Annotated in this window: 20 protein-coding genes and 2 tRNA genes; 5 read left to right on the top strand and 17 right to left on the bottom strand. The window is 70.4% G+C overall.

Annotated features, from left to right (window positions below; all coding sequences use genetic code 11):
- Positions 1 to 165: 165 nt before the first annotated feature.
- From AB0H37_RS18870 to AB0H37_RS18880, 3 genes are all read right to left on the bottom strand, one after another.
- Positions 166 to 915 carry a hypothetical protein gene (locus AB0H37_RS18870; protein WP_179837723.1) on the bottom strand — a complete coding sequence of 250 codons (750 nt, stop codon included), beginning with the start codon at positions 913 to 915 and terminating at the stop codon, positions 166 to 168.
- 3 nt (positions 916 to 918) lie between these two features.
- Positions 919 to 1,428, bottom strand: a complete 510-nt coding sequence (locus AB0H37_RS18875) for a SigE family RNA polymerase sigma factor (protein ID WP_329085168.1) — start codon at positions 1,426 to 1,428, stop codon at positions 919 to 921.
- A 132-nt stretch (positions 1,429 to 1,560) separates the two neighbouring features.
- Complete coding sequence (locus AB0H37_RS18880; RefSeq protein WP_360614007.1) at positions 1,561 to 2,547, bottom strand: hypothetical protein; 987 nt, start codon at positions 2,545 to 2,547, stop codon at positions 1,561 to 1,563.
- 269 nt (positions 2,548 to 2,816) lie between these two features.
- Between AB0H37_RS18880 and AB0H37_RS18885 the strand changes: the two genes are divergently transcribed.
- Positions 2,817 to 3,878 (top strand): adenosine deaminase, encoded by a 1,062-nt coding sequence (locus tag AB0H37_RS18885; protein ID WP_360614189.1) that lies wholly within the window; start codon positions 2,817 to 2,819, stop codon positions 3,876 to 3,878.
- A gap of 69 nt (positions 3,879 to 3,947) precedes the next feature.
- Here the strand turns inward: AB0H37_RS18885 and AB0H37_RS18890 are convergent, their stop codons facing one another.
- From AB0H37_RS18890 to AB0H37_RS18915, 6 genes are all read right to left on the bottom strand, one after another.
- Positions 3,948 to 4,649, bottom strand: a complete 702-nt coding sequence (locus tag AB0H37_RS18890) for a GntR family transcriptional regulator (protein ID WP_360614009.1) — start codon at positions 4,647 to 4,649, stop codon at positions 3,948 to 3,950.
- An 80-nt stretch (positions 4,650 to 4,729) separates the two neighbouring features.
- Positions 4,730 to 5,311, bottom strand: a complete 582-nt coding sequence (locus AB0H37_RS18895; protein ID WP_360614010.1) for a TMEM165/GDT1 family protein — start codon at positions 5,309 to 5,311, stop codon at positions 4,730 to 4,732.
- 238 nt (positions 5,312 to 5,549) lie between these two features.
- Complete coding sequence (locus tag AB0H37_RS18900) at positions 5,550 to 6,617, bottom strand: UDP-N-acetylmuramate dehydrogenase (protein ID WP_179837728.1); 1,068 nt, start codon at positions 6,615 to 6,617, stop codon at positions 5,550 to 5,552.
- A gap of 104 nt (positions 6,618 to 6,721) precedes the next feature.
- Complete coding sequence (locus AB0H37_RS18905) at positions 6,722 to 7,147, bottom strand: MaoC family dehydratase (RefSeq protein ID WP_179837729.1); 426 nt, start codon at positions 7,145 to 7,147, stop codon at positions 6,722 to 6,724.
- A complete protein-coding gene (locus AB0H37_RS18910) occupies positions 7,147 to 7,584 on the bottom strand; it encodes a MaoC family dehydratase N-terminal domain-containing protein (RefSeq protein ID WP_179837730.1) in 438 nt (145 codons plus the stop codon). Before AB0H37_RS18910 ends, AB0H37_RS18905 begins: the two co-directional genes overlap by 1 nt.
- Before the next feature lie 393 nt (positions 7,585 to 7,977).
- Positions 7,978 to 8,700 carry a TIGR00730 family Rossman fold protein gene (locus AB0H37_RS18915; RefSeq protein WP_360614013.1) on the bottom strand — a complete coding sequence of 241 codons (723 nt, stop codon included), beginning with the start codon at positions 8,698 to 8,700 and terminating at the stop codon, positions 7,978 to 7,980.
- 320 nt (positions 8,701 to 9,020) lie between these two features.
- On the opposite strand from AB0H37_RS18915, the gene AB0H37_RS18920 reads away from it, so the two are divergent.
- Entirely contained in the window at positions 9,021 to 9,593 is a 573-nt protein-coding gene (locus tag AB0H37_RS18920; RefSeq protein WP_360614015.1) for an NUDIX hydrolase, read from the top strand.
- Between the two features lie 418 nt (positions 9,594 to 10,011).
- Here AB0H37_RS18920 and rpmG read toward each other — a convergent pair whose 3' ends face one another.
- The 4 genes from rpmG to AB0H37_RS18940 form a co-directional block, all read right to left on the bottom strand.
- Positions 10,012 to 10,176: a 50S ribosomal protein L33 gene (rpmG, locus tag AB0H37_RS18925; protein WP_067812252.1), complete on the bottom strand. Its 165-nt coding sequence runs from the start codon at positions 10,174 to 10,176 to the stop codon at positions 10,012 to 10,014.
- Between the two features lie 117 nt (positions 10,177 to 10,293).
- Positions 10,294 to 10,367 (bottom strand) — tRNA-Met (locus AB0H37_RS18930).
- Between the two features lie 293 nt (positions 10,368 to 10,660).
- Positions 10,661 to 10,733, bottom strand: a tRNA-Thr gene (locus AB0H37_RS18935).
- 80 nt (positions 10,734 to 10,813) lie between these two features.
- Positions 10,814 to 11,941, bottom strand: a complete 1,128-nt coding sequence (locus AB0H37_RS18940) for an acyl-CoA dehydrogenase family protein (protein ID WP_179837734.1) — start codon at positions 11,939 to 11,941, stop codon at positions 10,814 to 10,816.
- Positions 11,942 to 12,020: 79 nt separating this feature from the next.
- On the opposite strand from AB0H37_RS18940, the gene AB0H37_RS18945 reads away from it, so the two are divergent.
- Entirely contained in the window at positions 12,021 to 13,052 is a 1,032-nt protein-coding gene (locus tag AB0H37_RS18945; RefSeq protein ID WP_360614017.1) for a hypothetical protein, read from the top strand.
- 41 nt (positions 13,053 to 13,093) lie between these two features.
- Here the strand turns inward: AB0H37_RS18945 and AB0H37_RS18950 are convergent, their stop codons facing one another.
- Positions 13,094 to 13,822: a hypothetical protein gene (locus AB0H37_RS18950; protein WP_360614019.1), complete on the bottom strand. Its 729-nt coding sequence runs from the start codon at positions 13,820 to 13,822 to the stop codon at positions 13,094 to 13,096.
- Between the two features lie 890 nt (positions 13,823 to 14,712).
- Between AB0H37_RS18950 and AB0H37_RS18955 the strand changes: the two genes are divergently transcribed.
- A complete protein-coding gene (locus AB0H37_RS18955; RefSeq protein WP_329085141.1) occupies positions 14,713 to 15,321 on the top strand; it encodes a cadmium resistance transporter in 609 nt (202 codons plus the stop codon).
- Positions 15,322 to 15,538: 217 nt separating this feature from the next.
- On the opposite strand, the gene AB0H37_RS18960 is transcribed toward AB0H37_RS18955, so the two are convergent.
- From AB0H37_RS18960 to AB0H37_RS18970, 3 genes are all read right to left on the bottom strand, one after another.
- Positions 15,539 to 15,700 carry a hypothetical protein gene (locus AB0H37_RS18960; RefSeq protein ID WP_329085139.1) on the bottom strand — a complete coding sequence of 54 codons (162 nt, stop codon included), beginning with the start codon at positions 15,698 to 15,700 and terminating at the stop codon, positions 15,539 to 15,541.
- Between the two features lie 1,907 nt (positions 15,701 to 17,607).
- On the bottom strand, positions 17,608 to 18,405 hold the full coding sequence (locus tag AB0H37_RS18965) for a GNAT family N-acetyltransferase (RefSeq protein WP_360614022.1): 798 nt from the start codon (positions 18,403 to 18,405) through the stop codon (positions 17,608 to 17,610).
- A 503-nt stretch (positions 18,406 to 18,908) separates the two neighbouring features.
- Complete coding sequence (locus tag AB0H37_RS18970; RefSeq protein ID WP_360614024.1) at positions 18,909 to 19,337, bottom strand: hypothetical protein; 429 nt, start codon at positions 19,335 to 19,337, stop codon at positions 18,909 to 18,911.
- Positions 19,338 to 19,865: 528 nt separating this feature from the next.
- On the opposite strand from AB0H37_RS18970, the gene AB0H37_RS18975 reads away from it, so the two are divergent.
- Positions 19,866 to 20,228 (top strand): hypothetical protein, encoded by a 363-nt coding sequence (locus AB0H37_RS18975; protein ID WP_360614025.1) that lies wholly within the window; start codon positions 19,866 to 19,868, stop codon positions 20,226 to 20,228.
- Positions 20,229 to 20,330: the final 102 nt, after the last annotated feature.

Raw genomic sequence — 20,330 nt, forward strand, 5'->3', positions numbered from 1 at the left:
CACGCCGTGTGAGCGAACCGGCGTACACGAAACCGGCCCCGGGCGCACAACTCCCGGGGCCGGTTTCGTATGGGACGGGTTCCGCCGGTTCCCGTCCCGGGAAGTCCGGCGGGACGTCCCGCGCACGGCCCCTCTCCGCCGTGGGACGCCCCGCCGGAACGGGGTTCAGGGGCGCACGCCCTCCGCGATGCGCATGAGCCGGTCCTTGGCGGAGCCGGAGGCGGTCACGGTGACTCCGACGCCGTGCCGTGCCAGCCAGGAGATCTGCCGCGACGAATCGGGACGGTCGCCGGTCAGCGCGGGCATGCCGTGCACGGACGTGCGGCCGGGGATGCCGGGCGCGCGCATCAGGTCCTGCGGGCCGGTCAGCCCGCCCTTCACGAGCGCGATCTCCACCCAGCCGCCGCTGCCGCGCCACGCGCAGGTCGTGGTCGTGCGGTCGGCGTCGCCGGAGACCGCGCACGGGCCGGTGGCGGCCAGGCCGTCCGGCAGGTACGTGATCCACTTCGGCAGCGCGCCCGCGACGCCGCCCGCGCCCGGCTTGGGCGGGGCCTGCCCGTCGCCGGACGGGCCGCGCGCCTCCGGCTTCTGCGAGGCTCCTGCCTCGGGCCTCCCCTGAGGAGACGGGGACTCGGGGAGGCCCGAGGCGGGAGGTCGTTCCGGTAGCCGAAGAGCCGAGACGGTGTTGCTGGGACGGGTCGTCTCGGTGTCTCCGGCCGGTGTGGCCCGGAACGACTGATAGGTGGGCACCAGGGCCAGGGCGGCGACCGAGGCCGCCGCGACGCCTGCGGCCGCGTGGACGCGGGCCTTGCGGCGGCGGTGGCGCCGCTTGACGTCGGTGACGAGCGACTGTGACGCGGTCGCCCCGGCCACCTGCTCGGCCATGGCCTTCCGCAGTTCACTCTCCAGATCCATCGCTCATCTCCCCAAAGGAGCCAGGTTCCTGTCGAGGCGTTCCCGGAGCCTGGCGAGCCCCCGGGAAGCCTGGCTCTTCACCGTTCCTACCGAACAGCCGAGAGCCTGTGCCGTCTCCGCCTCCGAGAGGTCCTCCCAGAAGCGCAGGACCAGCACCGCGCGCTGCCGGGGGCCGAGCTTGCGCAACTCGTCCATGAGGGTCCCCCTCAGCTCGACGGAATGGTTCGGCGATTCGGCCGGCGTCTCCGGGAGCCGCGCCATGTGGATCTCCCGGAGCACCTTCCACCGCCGGGACCGGCTGATCACCAGATTGACCAGGATCCGGCGGACGTACGGCTCGGGATCGCTGCCGGCTTCCAGCCGCCCCCACTGGCGGTAGGCCTTCTCTAGCGCGGTCTGCAGGATGTCCTCGGCGTCCTGCCGGGCCCCGCACATCAGTGCCGCGGTGCGCAGCAGGGCATCGCCGCGTGCCGCCACGAACTCCACGAACGACTCGTCGTCTCGACGCCCCACAGTGCTCCGTCCCGGCTAGAGCGGTTCCGGCAGTTTGTGTTGTCGGGACGGGCGGCCTCCGCGCCAGGGCCGCCCGCCCACGTCTGTGTTGTGTTAGGTGTTACTGATGTCGCCCTGGTCCGTTACCGGGTGTCAGCCCGCCTTGCGCAGGGCGGCGGCCACGTCCTTCGTCCCGCCGGCCAGGACGGGGCTGCCGTTGATGAACAGCGAGGAGCCGTTCGGGTCGAACAGCAGCACGCCGTTGCCGTTCGGGCTCTGCCAGGCGGCCAGGCCGGCGATGGTCAGCGGGGTGCCGCCCTGCGGCAGGCCGAGCGCCTGGCGCAGCTGCTCCTGCGTCATGCCGGCGCGCGTCTTCAGCGTCTCGACGGTGAGCCACTGGCCGGCCTTGCCGGTCCACTTCTGCGTGACGGCGCAGATCTGCGCCTTGCGCAGGTCGGCGGAGCCGGGGACGGCCGACACGTAGCGCAGGCCCTTGGCGGTCATCACGGTCTTCTCGACGGTGCTGCCGACCTTCACGGCGGGCTTCAGCGTGCTGCAGTCGAGCTTGGGCAGCGCGGGCACCGCGGGCTTGGCGGGCGCGGCGGGCACGCCCGCGTCCGGCTTGGCCGCCGGGGCGCCGCCGGGCAGGTCGCCGGTGGACGGCACGCAGGTGGGCAGGTTCGCCGGGACACCGGGCTTGGCGGGGACACCCGGCTTCGCGGGAACACCGGGCTTCGCGGGGAGGGTCTTGCCGTCCGGGGCCTTCACGCCGGGGAGCTCGGTGCTCGGGATGCCGGCCTGCGGCAGGTCCTTGCCGGGAACGCCCGCCTTCGGCAGCCGGCCCTCCGGCAGGTTCTTCGTGGCCGGGTTCTGCTTGAGGTGCTGCTCGACCTGCTTCTTCACCCCGTCGGCCGGGACCTTGGGCAGTCCGGGCTTGGCCGGGAGGTCGGCCGGGAGGCACGTCGGGGCGCTCTTGGGCGCGGCGTCCTGCACCTTGCGCTCCACCGCGGGGGCCTTGGCGCCGTTCGACTGGAGGCCGGCCTCGTGGTGGGAGCCGGTCATGGCCCACGTCGCGCCGCCGCCCACGGCCACGGTCCCGACGGCGGACGCTGCGATCAAGGCGGCCTTCAGCGTGATCATCGTGAATCCCTTCTGACGCGGGGTGTTGCTCTGGGGGGTGCCTGTCTCTCTCTGGCGCCCCTCGTATACGCACGGTGCCGGTGAGGGGTTGCACGGGATTCCCAACTTTTTTCGGGGATGCCCATGGGGCGTGATGGCCGCCGCGAGTCATGCGAGGTAGTCCGGTGAGGTGATACTGCCGGGGCGGGCGTTCGAGGAGGACGATGATCCGGCAACATTGGCTCATGGAGGCACGTACCGTTTCAGCCCGTCCGGTCGAGCACCGTCCCATGCCGGACCCCCGGGAACCCGCGCCCGCGCGCGGTCCCGCCCGCCCGGACGTGGCCCTGCTCCCCAAGGCGCACCTGCACCTTCACTTCACCGGGTCGATGCGGCATTCCACGCTCGTGGAGCTCGCCGGCCTGCACGGCGTCCACCTGCCGGACGCCCTCGTCGAGGACTGGCCGCCCCGGCTGCGCGCGACCGACGAGCGCGGCTGGTTCCGGTTCCAGCGCCTGTACGACATCGCCCGCTCGGTCCTGCAGACGCCGGACGATCTGCGCCGGCTGCTGCGCGAGACGGCCGAGGACGAGGCCGCGGAGGGATCGGGCTGGCTGGAGATCCAGGTCGACCCGAGCGGGTACGCGGCGCGCTTCGGCGGCCTGACCCCGACCGTGGAGCTGGTGCTGGACGCCGCGCGCCAGGCGTCGGAGGCGGCCGGCGTCGGCGTCGGCGTGGTGATCGCCGCGAACCGGACCCGGCACCCGCTGGACGCCAAGACCCTCGCGCGCCTCGCCGTGCGCTACACCGGCAAGGGCGTCGTCGGGTTCGGCCTGTCCAACGACGAGCGGCGGGGCCGCGCCTACGACTTCGAGGGCGCGTTCCGGATCGCCAAACGCGGCGGGCTGCTGTCGAACCCGCACGGCGGGGAGCTGCTCGGCCCGGCGAGCGTCCGCGAATGCCTGGAGACGCTGGAGGCCGACCGGATAGGGCACGGGGTCCGCGCCGTCGAGGACCCGCGGCTCCTGGAGCGGATCGTGGACCGCGGGGTGACGCTGGAGGTCTGCCCGGCGTCGAACGTGGGTCTCGGCGTGGCCGCGACGGCGGCGGACGTCCCGCTGCGGCGGCTTTTCGAGGCGGGCGCGTCGATCGCGCTCGGCGCCGACGACCCGCTGCTGTTCGGCTCGCGGCTGGCGCGCCAGTACGAGCTGGCCCGCACCGACCACGCGTTCACCGACGCCGAGCTGGCGGAGCTGGCCCGGCAGTCGATCCGGGCCTCGGCGGCCCCGGAGGACGTGCGGCGCCGGCTGCTGGCGGGCGTCGACGCCTGGCTCGGCGACCCGCCGCGGTAGCGGTCGTGTCGCCGGAGGCGGTCTGGCGGCCGGACGCGGTGGCGGTCTGGCGGCCCGCCGCGGTGGCGGTCATGTGGCCGGGCGCCAGAGGCCCCGGCGTTCGAGGTGCGCTACCAGCAGCTCCCCCGCCCGGACGATGTGGGCGCGCATCTCCTCGCCGGCCGTGCGGGCGTCCGCGTCCCGGAGCGCCGCCAGGATCCGCCCGTGGTCGCGCACGGCGACGTCCGGCCAGTCGGCGAGCCGCCCGTACAGGCCGCGCGGCACGTACCGGGCGGCCGTGCCGAGCGACCAGGCGAGCTTCGGTGAGTCGGCGGCCAGGTTGATCTCCCGGTGGAAGAGGTGGTTGCGCTCTTCCATGAGGTCGGGGCGGCGCGCGGCCTTGTCGCGCGCCAGCGCGTCCTGGAGGCCGTCCAGCCGCGCCAGGGTGGCGGGCCCGATCCGGGGCGCGGCGCGCACGGTCAGCTCGGCGGCGATGCCCGCCTGCACCCAGAACAGGTCCTGGACGTCCCGCTCCGACAGCGGCGCGACGACGAACCCGCGCCGCGGCTCAAGGACGACGAAGCCCTCGCTGCGCAGCGACTTCAACGCCTCCCTGACGGGCGTGACGCTGATGCCGAACTCCAGGGCCAGCCGTTCCAGCCGGAGGTGGTCGCCGGGCCGGATGCGCCCGTCCATGATCAGTTCTCGGATGCGGGCGGCGGCCTCGTCGCTCAGCTGGAGCCGCGTGCCGAGCGCCTGCCGCGGCGGGGGAAGGGAGGCGGGTAGGGCCACGGTGGTAACTCCCGTCCGGACCCTGCCGCGGTGGAGCCTCGCGGTTGCTCAAGGGCCCTGGAGTGAGTGTTCCCGCCGGGTCACGCGGTGATGCCCTCGAACAGGAGCAGGACGCCGAAGATGGCGAACCCTGCTGCGGCGCCGTACTTGATGACGCGGTCGGGCAGCCTGCGGCCGAGCATCTGGCCGGCGACGATGGCGAGCGCGTCGGCGGCGACCATCCCGACCGTCGAGCCGAGCCACACGCCGGTCAGCCCGGCGAGGCCGCCGTGGTCGGCGGCGAGGGTCACGGTGGCGAGCATCGTCTTGTCGCCGAGTTCGGCGAGGAAGAACGCCCCGCCGACGGCGAGGATCGCCGATCCGGTGGCGCGCCGCGCCTTGTCGCGCTCGTCGTCGTCCAGCTCGTCGCCGCGCAGCGTCCACAGCGCGAAGCCGAGGAACGCGATGCCGGCGATGATCGAGATCGGGCCGGTGGGTAGCGCGGCGCCGAGGGCCGCGCCGAGGGCGACGCTGGCCAGGTGGACGATCGCGGTCGCGGCCGTGATGCCGATCAGCACCGGGAGCGCCCGGAAGCGGGTCGCGAACGTCATGGCCATGAGCTGGCTCTTGTCGCCCAGCTCGGCCACGAAGATCACGGCCAGGCTGATGAGGAAGGCGGTCACCTGATCCCTTTCGCTCGTGCTGCCGGGCGAAGGGCGGGGGCTCGCGCGCACGACCTCGGCCCGGCATGACTGCCGGGCCGAAGGTCTCGTCCGCCGCGATGTGCATCGGGCCCGCGTGACCGGGCGCCGTCGGCGGCGCCAGTATGTCGATCACGCGATTGGGACTACTCCCCCTCGACGCCGTCCACCCTACCAAGGCGGCTCCGGCGGCCCGCGGTCAGAGCCCTCGGACCTGCGGTCAGAGGTTCGCGCCGATCATGACGGGCTCGTTGACCAGCTCGACGCCGAACGCGTCCCGGACGCCGTCGCGGACCTCGCGGGCCAGCGCGAGCAGGTCGGCGGCGGTGGCGCCTCCCGGGTTGGTGAGGGCGAGGGTGTGCTTGGTCGAGATGCGGGCCGGTCCGCGCGCGTGGCCCTTGGTGAACCCGGCGCGGTCGATGAGCCAGGCGGCGGACGTCTTCACCCGGCCGCCGGCCTCCGGATAGCGCGGGAACGTCGCGTCCGGGCCGAGGCGTTCGGCCACGCGGCGTTCGAGCTCGGCGAGCTGGTCCGGGTCGAGGATCGGGTTGGTGAAGAAGGACCCGGCGCTGCGGGTGTCGGGATCGGTCGCGTCCAGGACCATGCCCTTGCCGCGCCGCAGTTCGAGGACGGCGTCGCGGGCCTCCTTCAGCGTGACCCGGTCCCCCGGCCGGACGCCCAGCCTCCGCGCGAGTTCGGCGTAGGCGATGGGCTGCGACTCCTCGGCCTCGTCCAGGGCGTAGGTCACGTCCAGGACGACATAACGGTCATTGCCCTTGAAGACGCTGTGCCGGTAGGTGAACCGGCACGCGTCGCGGTCGAGGGTGACGCAGGCGCGGGCCTCCCGGTCGTAGGCGCGGACCTCCACGATCGTCTCGCTGACGTCCTGCCCGTAGGCGCCGACGTTCTGGATCGGCGTTGCGCCGACGCGGCCGGGGATGCCGGACAGGCACTCGACGCCGGCGAGCCCGTCGGCGACGCAGCGGGCGACGAACGGGTCCCAGTCCTCGCCGGCCTGGACGCGCAGGAGCACCCTGCCGCCCTCGGCTGCGACGCGTTCGGTGCCGCGGGTCCCGACGTGCACGACGGTGCCGGGGAACCCGTCGTCGGACACCACGAGGTTGCTGCCGCCGCCGAGCACGAGGACCGGTTCGCCCTCGTCGTCGGCCTTGCGGACGGCGGCGACCAGCTCCGCCTCGGTCGTCGCCTCGACGAAGCGCCGCGCGGGACCGCCCAGCCGCAGCGTGGTGTATCCGGCCAGGTTCACGTCTTCGGCGAACACCGCCACGTCGTCTCCCCCTCCTGCCCTGCCCCGCGCCGCCGGGCCGGCCCGCCCTCGTCCCCTTGACGTGCGCACCGGCCGGGGCGGCCCCGGCCGGTGCGTCACCGCGCTCAGGCGAGCTTGACGACCGCCTTGGCGCGCGTGAGGACCTTCTGGTCGTTGGACCTGGCGGTGAGCGCCACGACGACCTTGTTGTCGTCGAGCTTCTCCTCCACCTTGCCGCTGATCTCCAGCGTCGCGCCGCCCTCGTCCGGGACCACGACCGGAGAGGAGAACCGTACCCCGTAGTCCACGACGGCGCCCGGGTCGCCTGCCCAGTCGGTGACGAACCGGCCGCCCTGCGCCATCGTGTACATGCCGTGCGCGATCACGTCCGGGAGGCCGACGGCCCTGGCGACGCCCTCGCGCCAGTGGATCGGGTTGAAGTCGCCGGACGCGCCCGCGTACATGACGAGGTTGGCGCGGTCGACGGCGTAGGTCTGCTTGGGGATCTCGGTGCCGACCTCGACGTCGGCGTAGTTCACCTTGGCGGTCATCAGGCACCCCGCTCCACGATCGTGTTGTAGGACTTGCAGACCGGCTCGCCCTCGACGGTGGCGATCTCGGTCTCCACGACCATCTTCTCGTTGTTGCCGATCGACCTGATCTCGGTGATCGTCGAGGTGCAGGTGATGACGTCGCCGGCGCGCAGGGGGCGCGTGTACTCGAAGCGCTGCTCGCCGTGCACGACCATCGCGTAGTTGAGGCCGAGGTCGGGGTCGGCGAGTCCGGGGTTGCCGAGGGAGACCACGATCGGGAAGGTGGGGGGCGCGATGACGTCGGGGTACCCGGCCGCCTTGGCCGCCTCGCGGTCGCGGTAGAGCGGGTTGCGGTCACCGATCGCGTCCGCGAACTCGCGGATCTTCACCCGGCTGACCTCGTAGGGCTCGCTGGGCGGGAAGCTCCGCCCGATGAAATCACGGTTGAGTGCCATGCAGTCCGTTCCCTCCAGATGGACCAGGGCCCCGCGGACTCTCGCCGGCCGCACCGCTACGCCGGCCGGGGGTGCCCGGGCGCCCTCTGAGCGCGCTGGTTCCGTCTCTTCGGACGGACGGTAACAGAACGACATTCACCCCGTCCGCGCGGGTCTCACCGCCAGAACGGGCCGGCCGTGGCGATCTGACGGCCCGCGATCTGAACGACCTGCCAACTGAGCGGCCTGCGATCTGAGCAGCCTGCGGACCGCGGGGGCAGGGCAGGACGCGACGACTCCCTGGGGATGGCGACGGAAGTGCGTTGCGCATGACGAAACTCCCGGTCGGACAGCGAGCGCTGCCCGGCCGGGAGTCCATTGACGTTCAGGAACCCTGCCTGGGGGGCGGGATCCCTACTTCACGCCGTCCTGGGAGACGGCGTTCTCGGGCATGAGGTCCATGACCTCGTCCACCGTGTCGACGAGACGGTAGAGGTCGGGGTCCCCGGGGGAGATCTTGCCGCTGGGCAGCATGGTCTCCCGGATCCAGGCGTCCAGTCCTCCCCAGTACTTCCGGCCGACCAGCACGATCGGCCGCCAGGGGATCTTCCGGGTCTGGACGAGGGTCAGCACCTCGAACAGTTCGTCGAGGCTGCCGAAACCACCCGGCAGCACCACGACCGCGTCCGAGTACTTCACGAACATCACCTTGCGGGTGAAGAAGTACTGGCACTTGACCTCGATGTCGAGGTCGGGGCCGAGCTGCTGCTCGTTGGGCAGCTCGATGCCCACGCCGACCGAGAGGCCGCTCGCGTGCGCCCCCTTGTTGGCGGCGCCCATCGCGCCGGGACCGCCGCCCGTGATCACGGCGAATCCCTTCGCGACCAGCGCGGCGCCGATGCCGACGCCGAGCTCGTACTCCTCCGTGCCGGGCTCGGTGCGGGCACTGCCGAACACGGTGACCGCCGGCTTGCCGATGCCGTCGAGGGCCCGGAAGCCCTTCTCGAACTCGGCCTGCGCCCGCCGACCCAGGAACGAGCTGGGCTCGACCAGGGCGGGCTCGGGGGCGCCGGAGGTGGTCAGGTGAAGGCCGTGCCTCTCAGCCGAACCGGCTGAGGGAGAAATCGGTTCTGTCATCTCTTTTCTCCGTTGAAGCTCCTTGCGCCGTCCGAGACGTCGCAAGTGCACCCGAATCTCGGGCACGCTCTTGATCGTCCGATGCTGCGGGCCGGCCGCAACCCCCGATGGCGGACGAGTTCCGGCGGTCGACGACCCGCGGTGCGCGCCGCGCTGACCTGCGTGCGCACCGCGATGATCAGTGCGCGCACCGGCCTGGAGGCGTCGCCCGTCGGGGCACACCCGACCATTGCCAAAGGTCGCCGGTCCTGGACTGTCCTGACTGCGGCACAGTGCCGCGAGATATCCGACAAACAAGAAGAAGAGGGAGTGAAGCAGCGATGAACGCTGCCCCGAATAAGCCCAAAAAACCATGCGACGGTCATTCTGTCGCCGTCATCGTCACCGATCCGCAGCTGGGTGTGCTGATCGGCGACATTTCCGACGGCCGCGGCGCGTCCGGCGTGGGCGGGCATGTCACCGACGACTTCGCCGACTTCGACGAAGCGGCGCACGGAGAGGTCCGCGAAGAAACGGGCCTGATCGTCACATCGCTGCGACCGCTGTTCGAAGAGCCGGTGTGGCGTTCCAACCCGTGCAAGCGCGGGGACGGCCCGTTCGGACTCGGCCACTTCTGGCAGCTGTACGTTGCCGAGGTGGAAGGGTGCCTCACCCCTGATCGGGGCTCGTTCCACAACGTGCGATGGGTCTCCAAGGCCCAGTTGCAGGATCTGGCCCAGCGCACCCTGCAGCGCGTCAGGAACGAGCTCACTGACGAAGAGTGGGCCAGCAGGCCCGGTCTCACGTTCTCCTGGGTCCGGTGGCTCGTCGAGGCCGGCCTGATCAAGATGGCCGAACCGGAGCTGAACGAGATCGAGGAGTACATGCTCACGGACAAGACCAACCGTCCGTGAAGCCCGCCCGGGAACCAACCGGGTGAACCCTGCCTGGGAAGTGCCCGGGTGAAACCTGCCCGGGGACCGGTCGGCAGCTGAGCTGCCGATCGGTCCTCGGGACCTGTGCAGTGCCCTGTTGCGCTGCGGGCGGCCGTCGCTCCGGGTGGATCAGCACCGCTGATCCGCTTCTTGCGGACGGGCGGCACCAGGACGACGTTCAGCCCGTTCTCGCGGGTCTCACTGCGAGAACGGGCTGATTCGTGTCAGGGCAAGCGTGCGAAGAAGTCTGCGGGGTCTGCGGGGCGGACTCGCGCCGTGGACGGGGCTCCCGGGCCGGACGGTGAGTCCGTGACCGGCGGGATCTCCCTGTTCGGACGGTGGGTCCTGGCCCTGCGGTCGAGCGCGGCGGGCAGTACTTCTCCGTCCGGGACCTCGGTCAGCGGGTCTCCCGGTGCGCACGGTGCGTGCGGCAGTTGGGGCAGTACTTCTTGATCTCCAGGCGGTCCGGGTCGTTGCGCCGGTTCTTCCGCGTGATGTAGTTGCGGTGCTTGCACTCCTGGCAGGCCAGCGTGATCTTCGGCCGGACGTCGGTGGCAGCCACGATGGAGTGCCTTTCTGAGCTAGGGACATGGACTTTCGGACCTCGGCCGTCCCGGGGGACGGCCGGCGATTCGACCCAGCCTGCTCACCCCCGTCGAGGGGTGAGAGACCTGGGTAGTAGCGAGGGCCGGACTTGAACCGGCGACACAGCGATTATGAGCCGCTTGCTCTGCCTGACTGAGCTACCCCGCCGTGATGGTCGGTGTGGACCGGATTGCCAGGATACCGGATGCGCACCGAGCCCTGGGAACACGAGAACCCGGATGAGCATCGGGGAACCGGTTCCGCGGGCTCCGCGGGACCGTCCCCCAGGTTACCGGGTGCACCGATGAGCTGCGAAACGTCCTGCTAGAACCGGTGGGACGGTACCACAGGCCCAGGTATGGAGCGAATCAGGACGGCCGGCGCCGCGGACCGGCGGCGGCCGTGCCCCCGGTACGACGAAGGCCGCCGTCCGGAGTGCGGATGGCGGCCGGGATGTCGTGAGCCCCTTTACGGAATCGAACCGTAGACCTTCTCCTTACCATGGAGACGCTCTGCCGACTGAGCTAAAGGGGCCTGCGTCGTTCGCGCAGTGAAACCATACACGGCCTGGGCGCGTGGTGCGAACCAGAATCCCGCGACGGTGTCCGCGCTGGTCAGCGCAGCAGGTTGCGGGCGATGACGAGCTGCTGGATCTGGCTCGTCCCCTCGTAGATGCGGAAGAGGCGGACGTCGCGGTAGAAGCGCTCGACGGCGACGCCGCGCATGTAGCCCATGCCCCCATAGACCTGGACGGCGCGGTCGGCGACCCGTCCGACCATCTCCGAGCAGTAGTACTTGGCGCAGGACGGGCCGAGCTTGGTGTCCTCGCCGGCGTCGTAGGCGCGGGCCGCCTCCAGGACCATCGAGCGTCCGGCGTAAAGCTCGGTCTGGGAGTCGGCGATGAGCCCTTGGACGAGCTGGTACTCGCCGATCGCCTTACCGCCCTGGCTGCGTTCCTTCGCGTACGCGACGGTCTCGTCCAGGATCCTTTGGGCGAGACCCACACAGACGGCGGCGATGCTGACTCGTCCATGGGCGAGCGACGCCATCGCGGTGCGGAAGCCCGTCCCCTCCGTCCCGACCAGGGCGTCGGCGGGGACGCGCACGCCGTCGAAGAAGACCTCGGCGGTGTGGGCGCCGCGCTGGCCCATCTTCTCGTCCGACGGACCGACGCGCAGGCCGTCCGCGCCCTTCTCGACGAGGAAGGTGGAGATGCCGCGGGAGCCGGGGCCGCCCGTCCTGGCGAAGACCATGAAGACGTCGGCCTCGGGCGCGTTGGTGATGAACCGCTTGGCGCCGTCGATGACGTAGTCGTCACCGTCGCGGGCCGCGGTCGTGGTCAGCGCGCTCGGGTCGGACCCCGCCTCGGACTCGGTCAGCGCGAACGCCCCGATGACCTCGCCGGACGCGAGCCTCGGCAGCCAGGCGTCCTTCTGCGCCGCCGTCCCCGAGTTCACCAGGACCTGTCCGGCGATGCCGTTGCTGGTGCCGAACATGGAGCGGAACGCGGGGCTGGCGTAGCCGAGCTCGAAGACCAGCCGCACCTCCTCGCTCAGCGACAGGCCGAGCCCGCCGTACTCCTCGGGCAGCGCGTACCCGAACAGGCCCATGTCGCGGGACGTGCGCCGCACCTGCTCCGGGATCGCGTCGGTCTCCTCGATCTCCTCCTCGCGCGGGACGACCTGGTCGCGGACGAAGCTGCGGACGGCCTTGAGCACGTCGGCGAAATCCTGTGGCTCCATGCGTGTCATTCTAGAATCAGATTCCAGGATGGTGGGCGGGTTCCGGCCCTGCGCCCCCGATGTGCCAGGCTGATCATTTATGTCGCTCCAGCCTCTCGTCGATCAGATCGTCCGGGCCGCGATGGTCGAGGACCGCTCCTTCGGCGACCTCCTCCCGCAGCTCATGCAGGTATTCCAGACCGCCTCCCCCGCCGAGATGACCGCCGCGCTGCCCCGCCTGGCCGAGGGCATCGCCGAGGCGCCCCCGAACCTCGGCGGCTGGCTCGCCATCGTCTCCGGCGCCTGGATCGAGAACGGCGCCGACCCCGCCGCCGTCGGCGAGCCCCTCGTCCACCGCCTCTCCGAGGTCACCGCCGCCGCGCTGGCGTTCGCCAACGCGTGGGACCAGGCCGCCGCCGGCAAGCCGCCGCCGGACATGCAGGAGGAGCAGCCGTCCCAGCAGGTCTTCGACACCGTCGCGCCGCACCTCGGGGACGGCGCCGTGACCGCGATGATGTCGTGGTTCGCGCTGCCGCAGTTCACGATGGCGGGCTGCACCGTCCTGCAGATGGGGCCCTCGGTGCGGGCCGGCCTCGCCGACCGCGACTTCCTCACCTTCGCCGCCGGGCAGGCCTCCCAGTACCTCGGGCAGATGGAGCACTACCAGGCGCTGCTGCGCGTCCTGGACGGCGAGCGCCTCCTCGTCCTCGACCGCGCGAGCCGCAAGGGCTGGACGGTCACCATCGGCGGGATCGGCGACAACTTCCAGTTGCACGTCCTGCTCGGGGGCGCGCTCATCGGACGTCCCGGCGGTCTGACCGGCGACCGTCCCGCCCCCGAGATCATCGCCTGCTTCCTGAACGCCGACGCCCCGCCCGGGCCGCCGGTCATCTCCAGCCCGTGGAACCTCGTCGACGCGCACGGCGAGTGGATCTGGAACGAGGGCGTACCGGCCGACATCCCGGTCGTGAACGGCACCCGCGTCGTCGTGATCGACCCGCCGTCCTACGAGCGCACGTTCCCCGCCGGACGACGCTTCCCCCTCATGCCCGCCACCCTCCGCGTGGACGGCATGCACCTGCCGGAGGACCTGGACGCCTGGTGGCCGCACATCGCGGCCCCGACGCGCTGAGACGGGGCGGCCCCGACGCGTTGGCGGAAGGGCGGCCGCGGTCAGGTGTCGAAGCGCACGAAGACGGCGGTGGCGTCGTCGTACCGCTTTCCGCGGGCGGCGGTCGCCGCCGCCTCCGCGGCCCTGGTCCTCCTGACCAGTTCCCGCGGGCCCTCCTCGTCCAGGAGGCGCAGCAGATCGCCCCACCCCATCTGGCCGAACCGCTCCACGAGCCTGGACGCGCCGTCGCTCAGCACCGCCGCCCGCCGCAGCCCCTCGACCGGCACCTCACCGGTCAGCCCCTCGTACGCGGCCTCCGGCCTGGTGCTCGCCACCCAGAACCCGCCGGGGCTGTTGCGCGAACGCCGCACGCCCTCCAGGGTGTAGCTCGGCAGATGGTCGACCCGGTCGTCCCGGAAGACCCTGATCTCGCCGACGTCCACCACGATCGGCGAGTCGGCGAGGACGTACCACTCCACGACCCCGCCGCGGCGGCGCAGCAGCGACACGGTCGCGGACGGGCTGTCCGGATTCCCGAGGTCGCACGTCTCGGTGTGCGCCTCCCCGGTCACCTTGATCGCCTCGGCGACCAGGTCGGGCAGCGGCTTGCCGTCCTCCAGCGCCAGCAGCGCCGCGATCCGCCCGCCGAGCCTGCGCACCAGCCACGCCGGATCGTGCCGGCACCCGCTGTCCACCCCCTGCGGCGCCGTCGCGCCGTCCAGCAGCACCACCCACCCGGGCCCGGCCGCCACGAAGTCCTCGTTCTCCCGTCCCGGCGTCGCCACACTCACATAACTCACCTGCACAGATGCAGGTTTACCCGCTGTCCCGCCCGTTGCGGGCCGCTAGACCAATTCCCTTACCCCGCGTTCCCCCGCACGTCCTGATGTGGTCGCCGATCCCGGCGCCGGTCAGTCCTCGACGTCGACGCCGAGTCCGCTCGCCGTCACCCGGACCCACGGTGACCTCGACGGCCCCCCAGTACCCCGAACGTCGCCACGCCGTCGATCGCCGCCACGGCGACAAACTCCTCGGCCAGGAATCCGTAGTCGAAAGGCGCGTTGTGGGCCGCGAGCACCCGTCCACGAAACATTTCCGCGACGCGCCGGGGTGACGTTCTCGAATCGCGGCGTACCTCTCAGCCTGGCGGCGGTCAGCCCGTGGACATGTACCGGCCCCGGATCGCATCGGAGTCTAACGGCGTCGAGAACTCCTCATTCGCTCGGCCGTCCCTGCCCACCGTCACCACCTCCAACGACGAACCCTGTGCTGGACGGCCCGCAGCCCGGAGGTCTCCACATCGACAAGCGCCCACTCGTGCGCGAACATGGCGGGCTGATCCCGCCTTTGACTTCGCGCGGACATTCGGCCTGACCTGCCCACATGCGGACAACAGGTATTACCGCGAGCCGAACACAGATCCCCTTCGTTCGGTCCCGGCCAACGCTGTTACTCGGCCCGCCGACGTCAAGCAGCGGCCGTTCTGCGAATTCTCATTAAGCGGAGGTTGGGTTTTCGACCCGGCTCCGAGGATGCCGACCACCGAAGGCGCGGAGACGTCACAGACGGATGTATGGAGTTTCGGCGCCCGCCACGATCCTCCGAACCACTTCCAAGATGCGGCCGCCCGCCACGAACGTCGCCTTCCCGACCTTCTCCCCGCTCCGGTAAGTTCCGGCAGGTGGACGGAATCGCGGGCACGATCGCGACGGCGTGCGGCATGTTCGCGGCGACGAACGTCGACGACCTCATCGTCCTGACCGTCCTCTTCCTGTCCGGGCGCGCGACGGGATCCCCGAGGCCCTGGCAGATCTGGGCGGGCCAGTACGCGGGCATCGCCGCCCTGGTCCTCGTCTCGGTGGTCGCCGCGCTGGGCCTGACGATCGTCCCTGACGAGTGGATCGGTCTGCTCGGCCTCGTCCCGCTGGCCCTGGGGGTCCGCGGGCTCGTCGCGGCCGTCCGTTCCCGCGACCACGACGGCCCTCCCGCGGTGGCCTCGGGATTGCTCCCGATCGCCGGCGTGACGATCGCCAACGGCGCCGACAACATCTCGGCCTACACCCCGGTCTTCCGCACCATCGGCCCGGCGCCCACCGTCGTCACCGTCGCTGTCTTCGCCGCCGGCGTGGCCCTGTGGTGCCTGGCCGCGTCCTGGCTGGGCTCGCACAAGAAGGTCATCGACCTTCTCGACCAGCACGGCCGATGGCTCGTCCCGGTCGCCTTCATCACCATCGGCGCACTGATCGTCCTGGAGTCGGCCCACGACCTCCGCCACGCCCTGGGCATGTGACCCTCGTCCCTCCTCTTGCCGTCGGCCCACGCCCGCGAAGAGGGGGGCGGACTGCGGCGGGAAGAGCTCCAGCTCAAGAAAAGGGGGAACAACTCGGTCGCGATCTGGTTCGCCACGAGACAACCTCTTCGCAACGTCCACCCAGGGATAACCCTGCCAGGCCTAAGAGAAGGGCCGGGCCCCCTCATCGAGGGGGCCCGGCTGGAATGCTTTGCGATCAGCGGTTCGGCTGCTCTTCGGTGGACTCGCCAGAGCGAGGAGTCTCCTGCGGGGTGGTGGTGTCACCCTGCTCCTCGTCCTTGTCACGGGTCACCGCGAGCACCGCACCGAGAGTTGCCGCTGCGATGACCTGGCGTCGTGTGATCTTGGAGCCTGCCATTGCCTTTCCTCTTTTCTCTTGTTTTTCGGTTGTCTGCGGACCGAGTCCGCAGAATGGACTGTCCGTGGAGGGTGCCCCATCGCAAGCGGCTCATGGCGACCGCGAGTACGGCCGCGCGCATCGGGATGAGCGCACGGAGCCGGCGACCTCACGTTCACCTCGGCGAAGATCCAGGCCTTGAACGACGCGGACGCCTCGACGCTGACGTTCCACTTCGTGCTCGCCTGCCTGGTGAGGGTGTAGGTGCGCTTCACCGACCGCTTCGACTTGCTGATCAGCTTGTCCCGCTCGCCCGTCGACTTGCGGTAGTTGACCTTGCGCTGGACCTTTGACGGGCCAGCCGGGGTCGCAGTGCGGGCTCGCGGCCCGGGCGACCTTGTCGTGCGCCGCCACCGGCCCGGCGGTGCCGGAGTGGCCGGCACCCGAGACCGAGAGTGCGATGGCCGGGACGGCGACCAAGGCGGCCGCTCCAGTGCCGATCGCGGCGATGCGGGCCGGCTTCTGCACCTCAGTCACAGTCCGGGAGGTGACCGAGGACATCCGCGGCCATGGACCTTGAGCAATGCGTCCCGCACCGCAGTACCGGCCGCCTCAGCGGATCTCCTATGCCGGACCGCCGGAGGCGACCGCTGCCTCCGCCAGGGCCTGGGTTCCCGCCAATCGGAAGAGCGTCACGTAACGCGGACGCAAGGTCCGTCCGGCGATCAAGGTCCTCGTCCGGTCCTGGAGGCGATCCCCCGAGAGCACCTCGCGAGTTCGGGGCGCCTGACGAGAGGCAGACCCTCCAGGCTGAGCGGGGCGCATTTGCCGACTCCACCGCCTACGGCAAGTTTCAGCGGCGGCTAGGACCTCGGCCCTGAATTCAGGATGTCGGGCCCTCCGATCTATCCGAAGCCCCTGTACTTTCCCAGCCCGAGTCCTCGGTGTCCATGCGCGCATACTCCCGAACGCTGGAATCCAGATACGCCCAGTTGCGCCCATCCGCACGCGAAGGATCTCGAAAAGCGAGCAACATCTGATTGTGTTCGCACTGGTCGGAGGGTGATCCCGCTACGGCGTCGGATCCGAACCACCAGCTTGTTGTTGTCGATGATTCCGCATATTCCAGAACCTGAAACTGACCGCCCGGTGCGTGCCACGCTTCCCTGCTCCTCCGGAACCAAGGCATCGATCCTGCGGCCCGACCACCGTATTGTCCGGCGAGGGGCATGCGGTACACTGCCCGTCGAGAGCTGGCTAACTCTTACTTCGCACCCAAGGAATCACACGTGAGAAGACGTGGGTGTATGCGGGTGTGAACGAGGGCCGGCAACTCTCGTTCTACATCCAAGTAAAAACGGTGTCTCGGGCAAGACACCCTATCGTGAGGTCGAAGGTCCGCCCGACCTGAAACCCCATGCACAACGGTGGGAGTGGCATCCCCCCGATGAGGTCAGCGGCCATGCTGCTGAACTTACTCGCGGAGAGAGGTGCTCCTCTCTATCGCTACCAGCGGGCGAAGGGGCCACCCCCATCGCTTCCCAATCGACGGCGGGCAGGTGCATCCTCCCGCCGTCTTCTTTTATGCCACGACGCCCATTCGACGGGCCGGCTCTTGGTGTCACCCGACCAGATTCACCCCCGATGCCCGTCGCCGAACGGGCCTTCACGCCCCGGCGTCGACACGCCTAGGGCGGCGCCGCGACCCTGGGGTGGGCGATCGGCGCGGAGCCGGCTGGCGCTCCGCACCGCCTGTGACCGGCGCGCACGCCGCGGATCTTCCAGCGGAGCCGTGGACTCCACTGCCTACAGGAAGGACCTCTGCGGCCACGAACGATGAGCAGCATGTCCCCGCGGTACCGGCCGCCGCGGCCGGGCCGTATGCCTGACTGCTGGAGGCGGTCGCCACCGCCGTCCAGGGCATGGGCTCAGGCGAAGCGCGAGAACGTCACATAGTCAGCGACGGGCTGGTAGCCGAGACGTTGGTAGGCCGCGGGGTTCGCTGGGGTCGTGACGTGCACGACCTCGGTCACACCAGTGGCCAGCAGTGAGCGGGTGATGGCGGCCACCAGTGCGGTCGCGTAGCCATGTCCCCGATGCTCGCTCGCGGTGTAGATCGGGTCGAGACGCACCGCTGTGCCGAACCGGGGCCCGTGACCGGCCACCGCCACCACGCGGCCACCGGTCTCCCAGACGTTCAGGTCGCCGGAGGCGATTCGGCCGGCCACGGCGCCGAGCGTGCCGTGGCCCCGGGTGACGGCCTCGTACCAGCGGTCCAGCAGGTCATGATCCGCCGGCGTCGCGGGGCGCGCGAAACCGTCCGGCGTCGAACACGGGCAGAGCGTCTCCAGCCGGTGCAGCCGCGATCGAGGGCCGACCGGCTGCCCAGGACATTCCGCCGCGAACGCCTCAGCCAGGTCACTGCGCCCCTCCCACGTATGGGGCCTGCCGTCCAACTGCCCGGGCAACGCAGCAGCAGCCTCCACCGGCATGTCACCAAGGAGCAGGGGACCGAAAGACGGACGGACGAACGCGCCGCCGACTGCTCCCTCATGGCCCGTCCACCAGCCGAACAGCGATGGTGTCCGCCCACCACCCGAGCGGCGGACGGCGGACAGCGCGATCAGCAGGGGCAGGTTGGTCGCCGCCCGCGCGAGCAGGAATTCCTCGCCCGCGTCGAACTCGGCCGGGTCATCGGCCAGAGACCAGCCGGAGGTCAGCGCCACCGCCGCCCCCTGAAGGACACGGGAGAAGGGGCAGCCATCGAGATCGGCCGCCGACTGCGCAGGAGAGTCAGAAGCACGCTTTGACCGGGGCCGGTCGACATCGGAGGCGACAGCATCGGTTCCCTCAGAAAATCCCTCATCCGCTCATGATCTCGCGCCGAACAGGGCACCCCCGCAACGCAAGTCGTCGCGGAGTTCACGGCGCCCCGCGAACCTCATCGAACCCGTGGTGTCACGTGATATTCCGGGGCTGGACGTGGACCTGGTGGGGTTGAGTGACTCGCTGACCCGGTTCTTGATGCGTATGCGGAGACGACTCCTCCTCGCCGCTGGCCGAGACGCCGTACGCTCTGCGGCACGCGACCGTGTCCACGTGCCTGGGGGCGGGGTCTCGGCGGAGTCGTGCACCCGCACAGACCTATCAGACCCGCCTCACTGGCGGACAATCACCGAAACTCATCCAATCAAGTTTGGTAACAGCAAGTGGGGCGTGCACGCTCGACCTACTCGGCGTCGCCGTACGATTCGTACCCGAGGAACTCACCAAACTCGTCCGCGAGCCACCTGGGAGTTCCCCACCAGCCGCCATGTTCCAACGAACCCTCGTAGTCGATCTCCAAGCTACTGCCCTCTCTATCCTCCATCATCCCGAGTCGCCGGTTCCTGCTGTACAGGAAGAGCGTGACGCTGGCGCGATGGCTCCCGTCCTGGATGAGTTGACTCCCCAGCACTCCTTCCCAGCACAATTGGAAGCCATTGCCTTGCGGAGGCGAACTACGGATACTTACGCAAAAATCCAAGCCCAAGCCCTCGCCGTCTCGGAAACGGTCGTCCAAAAGCCCTACAACCTCGATCGGTTCCTGCAACAACGCGCTCAATTCCGCGACGAGCCGACTAATCACGCCCAGTCGGGGATCATCTCTGCCGGTCATCCGGCACGCCTCCCGAACCACCTATGAAGGTAACGGTGCTCACCCTGAGCATAGGGCCGCCGCGTCCAGCGACGCGAGACAATATCGCACTCAGAGACACCATGCTCGGCTCGCACAACTGGGGGCGGCGACAGGGATCAAACCCGCGCTGTCAGCTTGGGAAGCAAACCGATCCCGGTCGTCTCAGCGGCTGACATGGCTTTCGCTCGTACCGCCACTGTCCGCTGCCACCCTGGCCAATTGCACGCCAATTGCACGCCCGCCGGAGTTGCTGAGCTGGGACGTTCTCAGCCTGCTCGGATCAGCGACAGCTCCCCCGATCATGCGAGGGCAAGCGGACCCGGAGCGCAGGGTCGGCCACGGTCCGAGCACCGGTGCCGCGCGGCAGTGATCGCCCCAACCACGCAACCCGCCTCAGGCAGGCTGTGGCGATCGTAGGGCGAAAATCGCCGGGCGGTGCGGCAGACGTCAGGCAAGGGGAGTCACGGGACGAGCTTGGCGAATGTGCGGCAGGTTTACTGGCGAGAAGTGCCCGAACGCTATGAGCCGTGGCCGACGCTCTACCAGCAGCTCCGCCGCTGGAGCGCGGACTGGTCGGCGGTGTGCGTGGGCTCCACCATCGTGCGCGCCCACCAGCACGCCTCGGCGCCCGCAAGAAGGGGAACAGCCGGGGACGAAACCGGCATCACCGGCGGCCGGGCAGGCACTGGGCGGGCCCGCAGCGGGCTGACCAGCAGTGTCCCATCTGGCTGCGACGCGCGCGGCCTGCCGCTGGCGTTCACTGTGACCGCCGGCAACGTCGACGACTGCACCCGGCTGATCGAGGTCGTCGAGGCGATCGCGGTGCGGCCCGCCGGGTCCGGCCCTCGCGCACCCGGCCCGGGCACCTGACCGCCGACAAGGGCTGTGGGTGTACGCCAGAGATGCGGTCGTGGACACCGGGGCGATGCTGTGGGTTCGGGCGATGCCGGTCAGCCAAGCAAATGATGAGCA

Source organism: Actinomadura sp. NPDC023710 (genome assembly GCF_040639875.1).
GTDB classification, from domain to species: Bacteria; Actinomycetota; Actinomycetes; order Streptosporangiales; family Streptosporangiaceae; genus Spirillospora; species Spirillospora citrea.

What these genes read in the sequence shown, in the direction of transcription:
- AB0H37_RS18940 (WP_179837734.1), bottom strand. Translation starts at nt 11,941, where the DNA reads ATGGAGCCACAGGATTTCGCCGACGTGCTCAAGGCCGTCCGCAGCTTC.
- AB0H37_RS18880 (WP_360614007.1), bottom strand. Translation starts at nt 2,547, where the DNA reads ATGATCACGCTGAAGGCCGCCTTGATCGCAGCGTCCGCCGTCGGGACC.
- AB0H37_RS18885 (WP_360614189.1), top strand. Translation starts at nt 2,817, where the DNA reads ATGCCGGACCCCCGGGAACCCGCGCCCGCGCGCGGTCCCGCCCGCCCG.
- AB0H37_RS18960 (WP_329085139.1), bottom strand. Translation starts at nt 15,700, where the DNA reads ATGGCAGGCTCCAAGATCACACGACGCCAGGTCATCGCAGCGGCAACT.
- AB0H37_RS18905 (WP_179837729.1), bottom strand. Translation starts at nt 7,147, where the DNA reads ATGACCGCCAAGGTGAACTACGCCGACGTCGAGGTCGGCACCGAGATC.
- AB0H37_RS18945 (WP_360614017.1), top strand. Translation starts at nt 12,021, where the DNA reads ATGTCGCTCCAGCCTCTCGTCGATCAGATCGTCCGGGCCGCGATGGTC.
- AB0H37_RS18870 (WP_179837723.1), bottom strand. Translation starts at nt 915, where the DNA reads ATGGATCTGGAGAGTGAACTGCGGAAGGCCATGGCCGAGCAGGTGGCC.
- AB0H37_RS18920 (WP_360614015.1), top strand. Translation starts at nt 9,021, where the DNA reads ATGAACGCTGCCCCGAATAAGCCCAAAAAACCATGCGACGGTCATTCT.
- AB0H37_RS18915 (WP_360614013.1), bottom strand. Translation starts at nt 8,700, where the DNA reads ATGACAGAACCGATTTCTCCCTCAGCCGGTTCGGCTGAGAGGCACGGC.
- AB0H37_RS18910 (WP_179837730.1), bottom strand. Translation starts at nt 7,584, where the DNA reads ATGGCACTCAACCGTGATTTCATCGGGCGGAGCTTCCCGCCCAGCGAG.
- AB0H37_RS18970 (WP_360614024.1), bottom strand. Translation starts at nt 19,337, where the DNA reads ATGACCGGCAGAGATGATCCCCGACTGGGCGTGATTAGTCGGCTCGTC.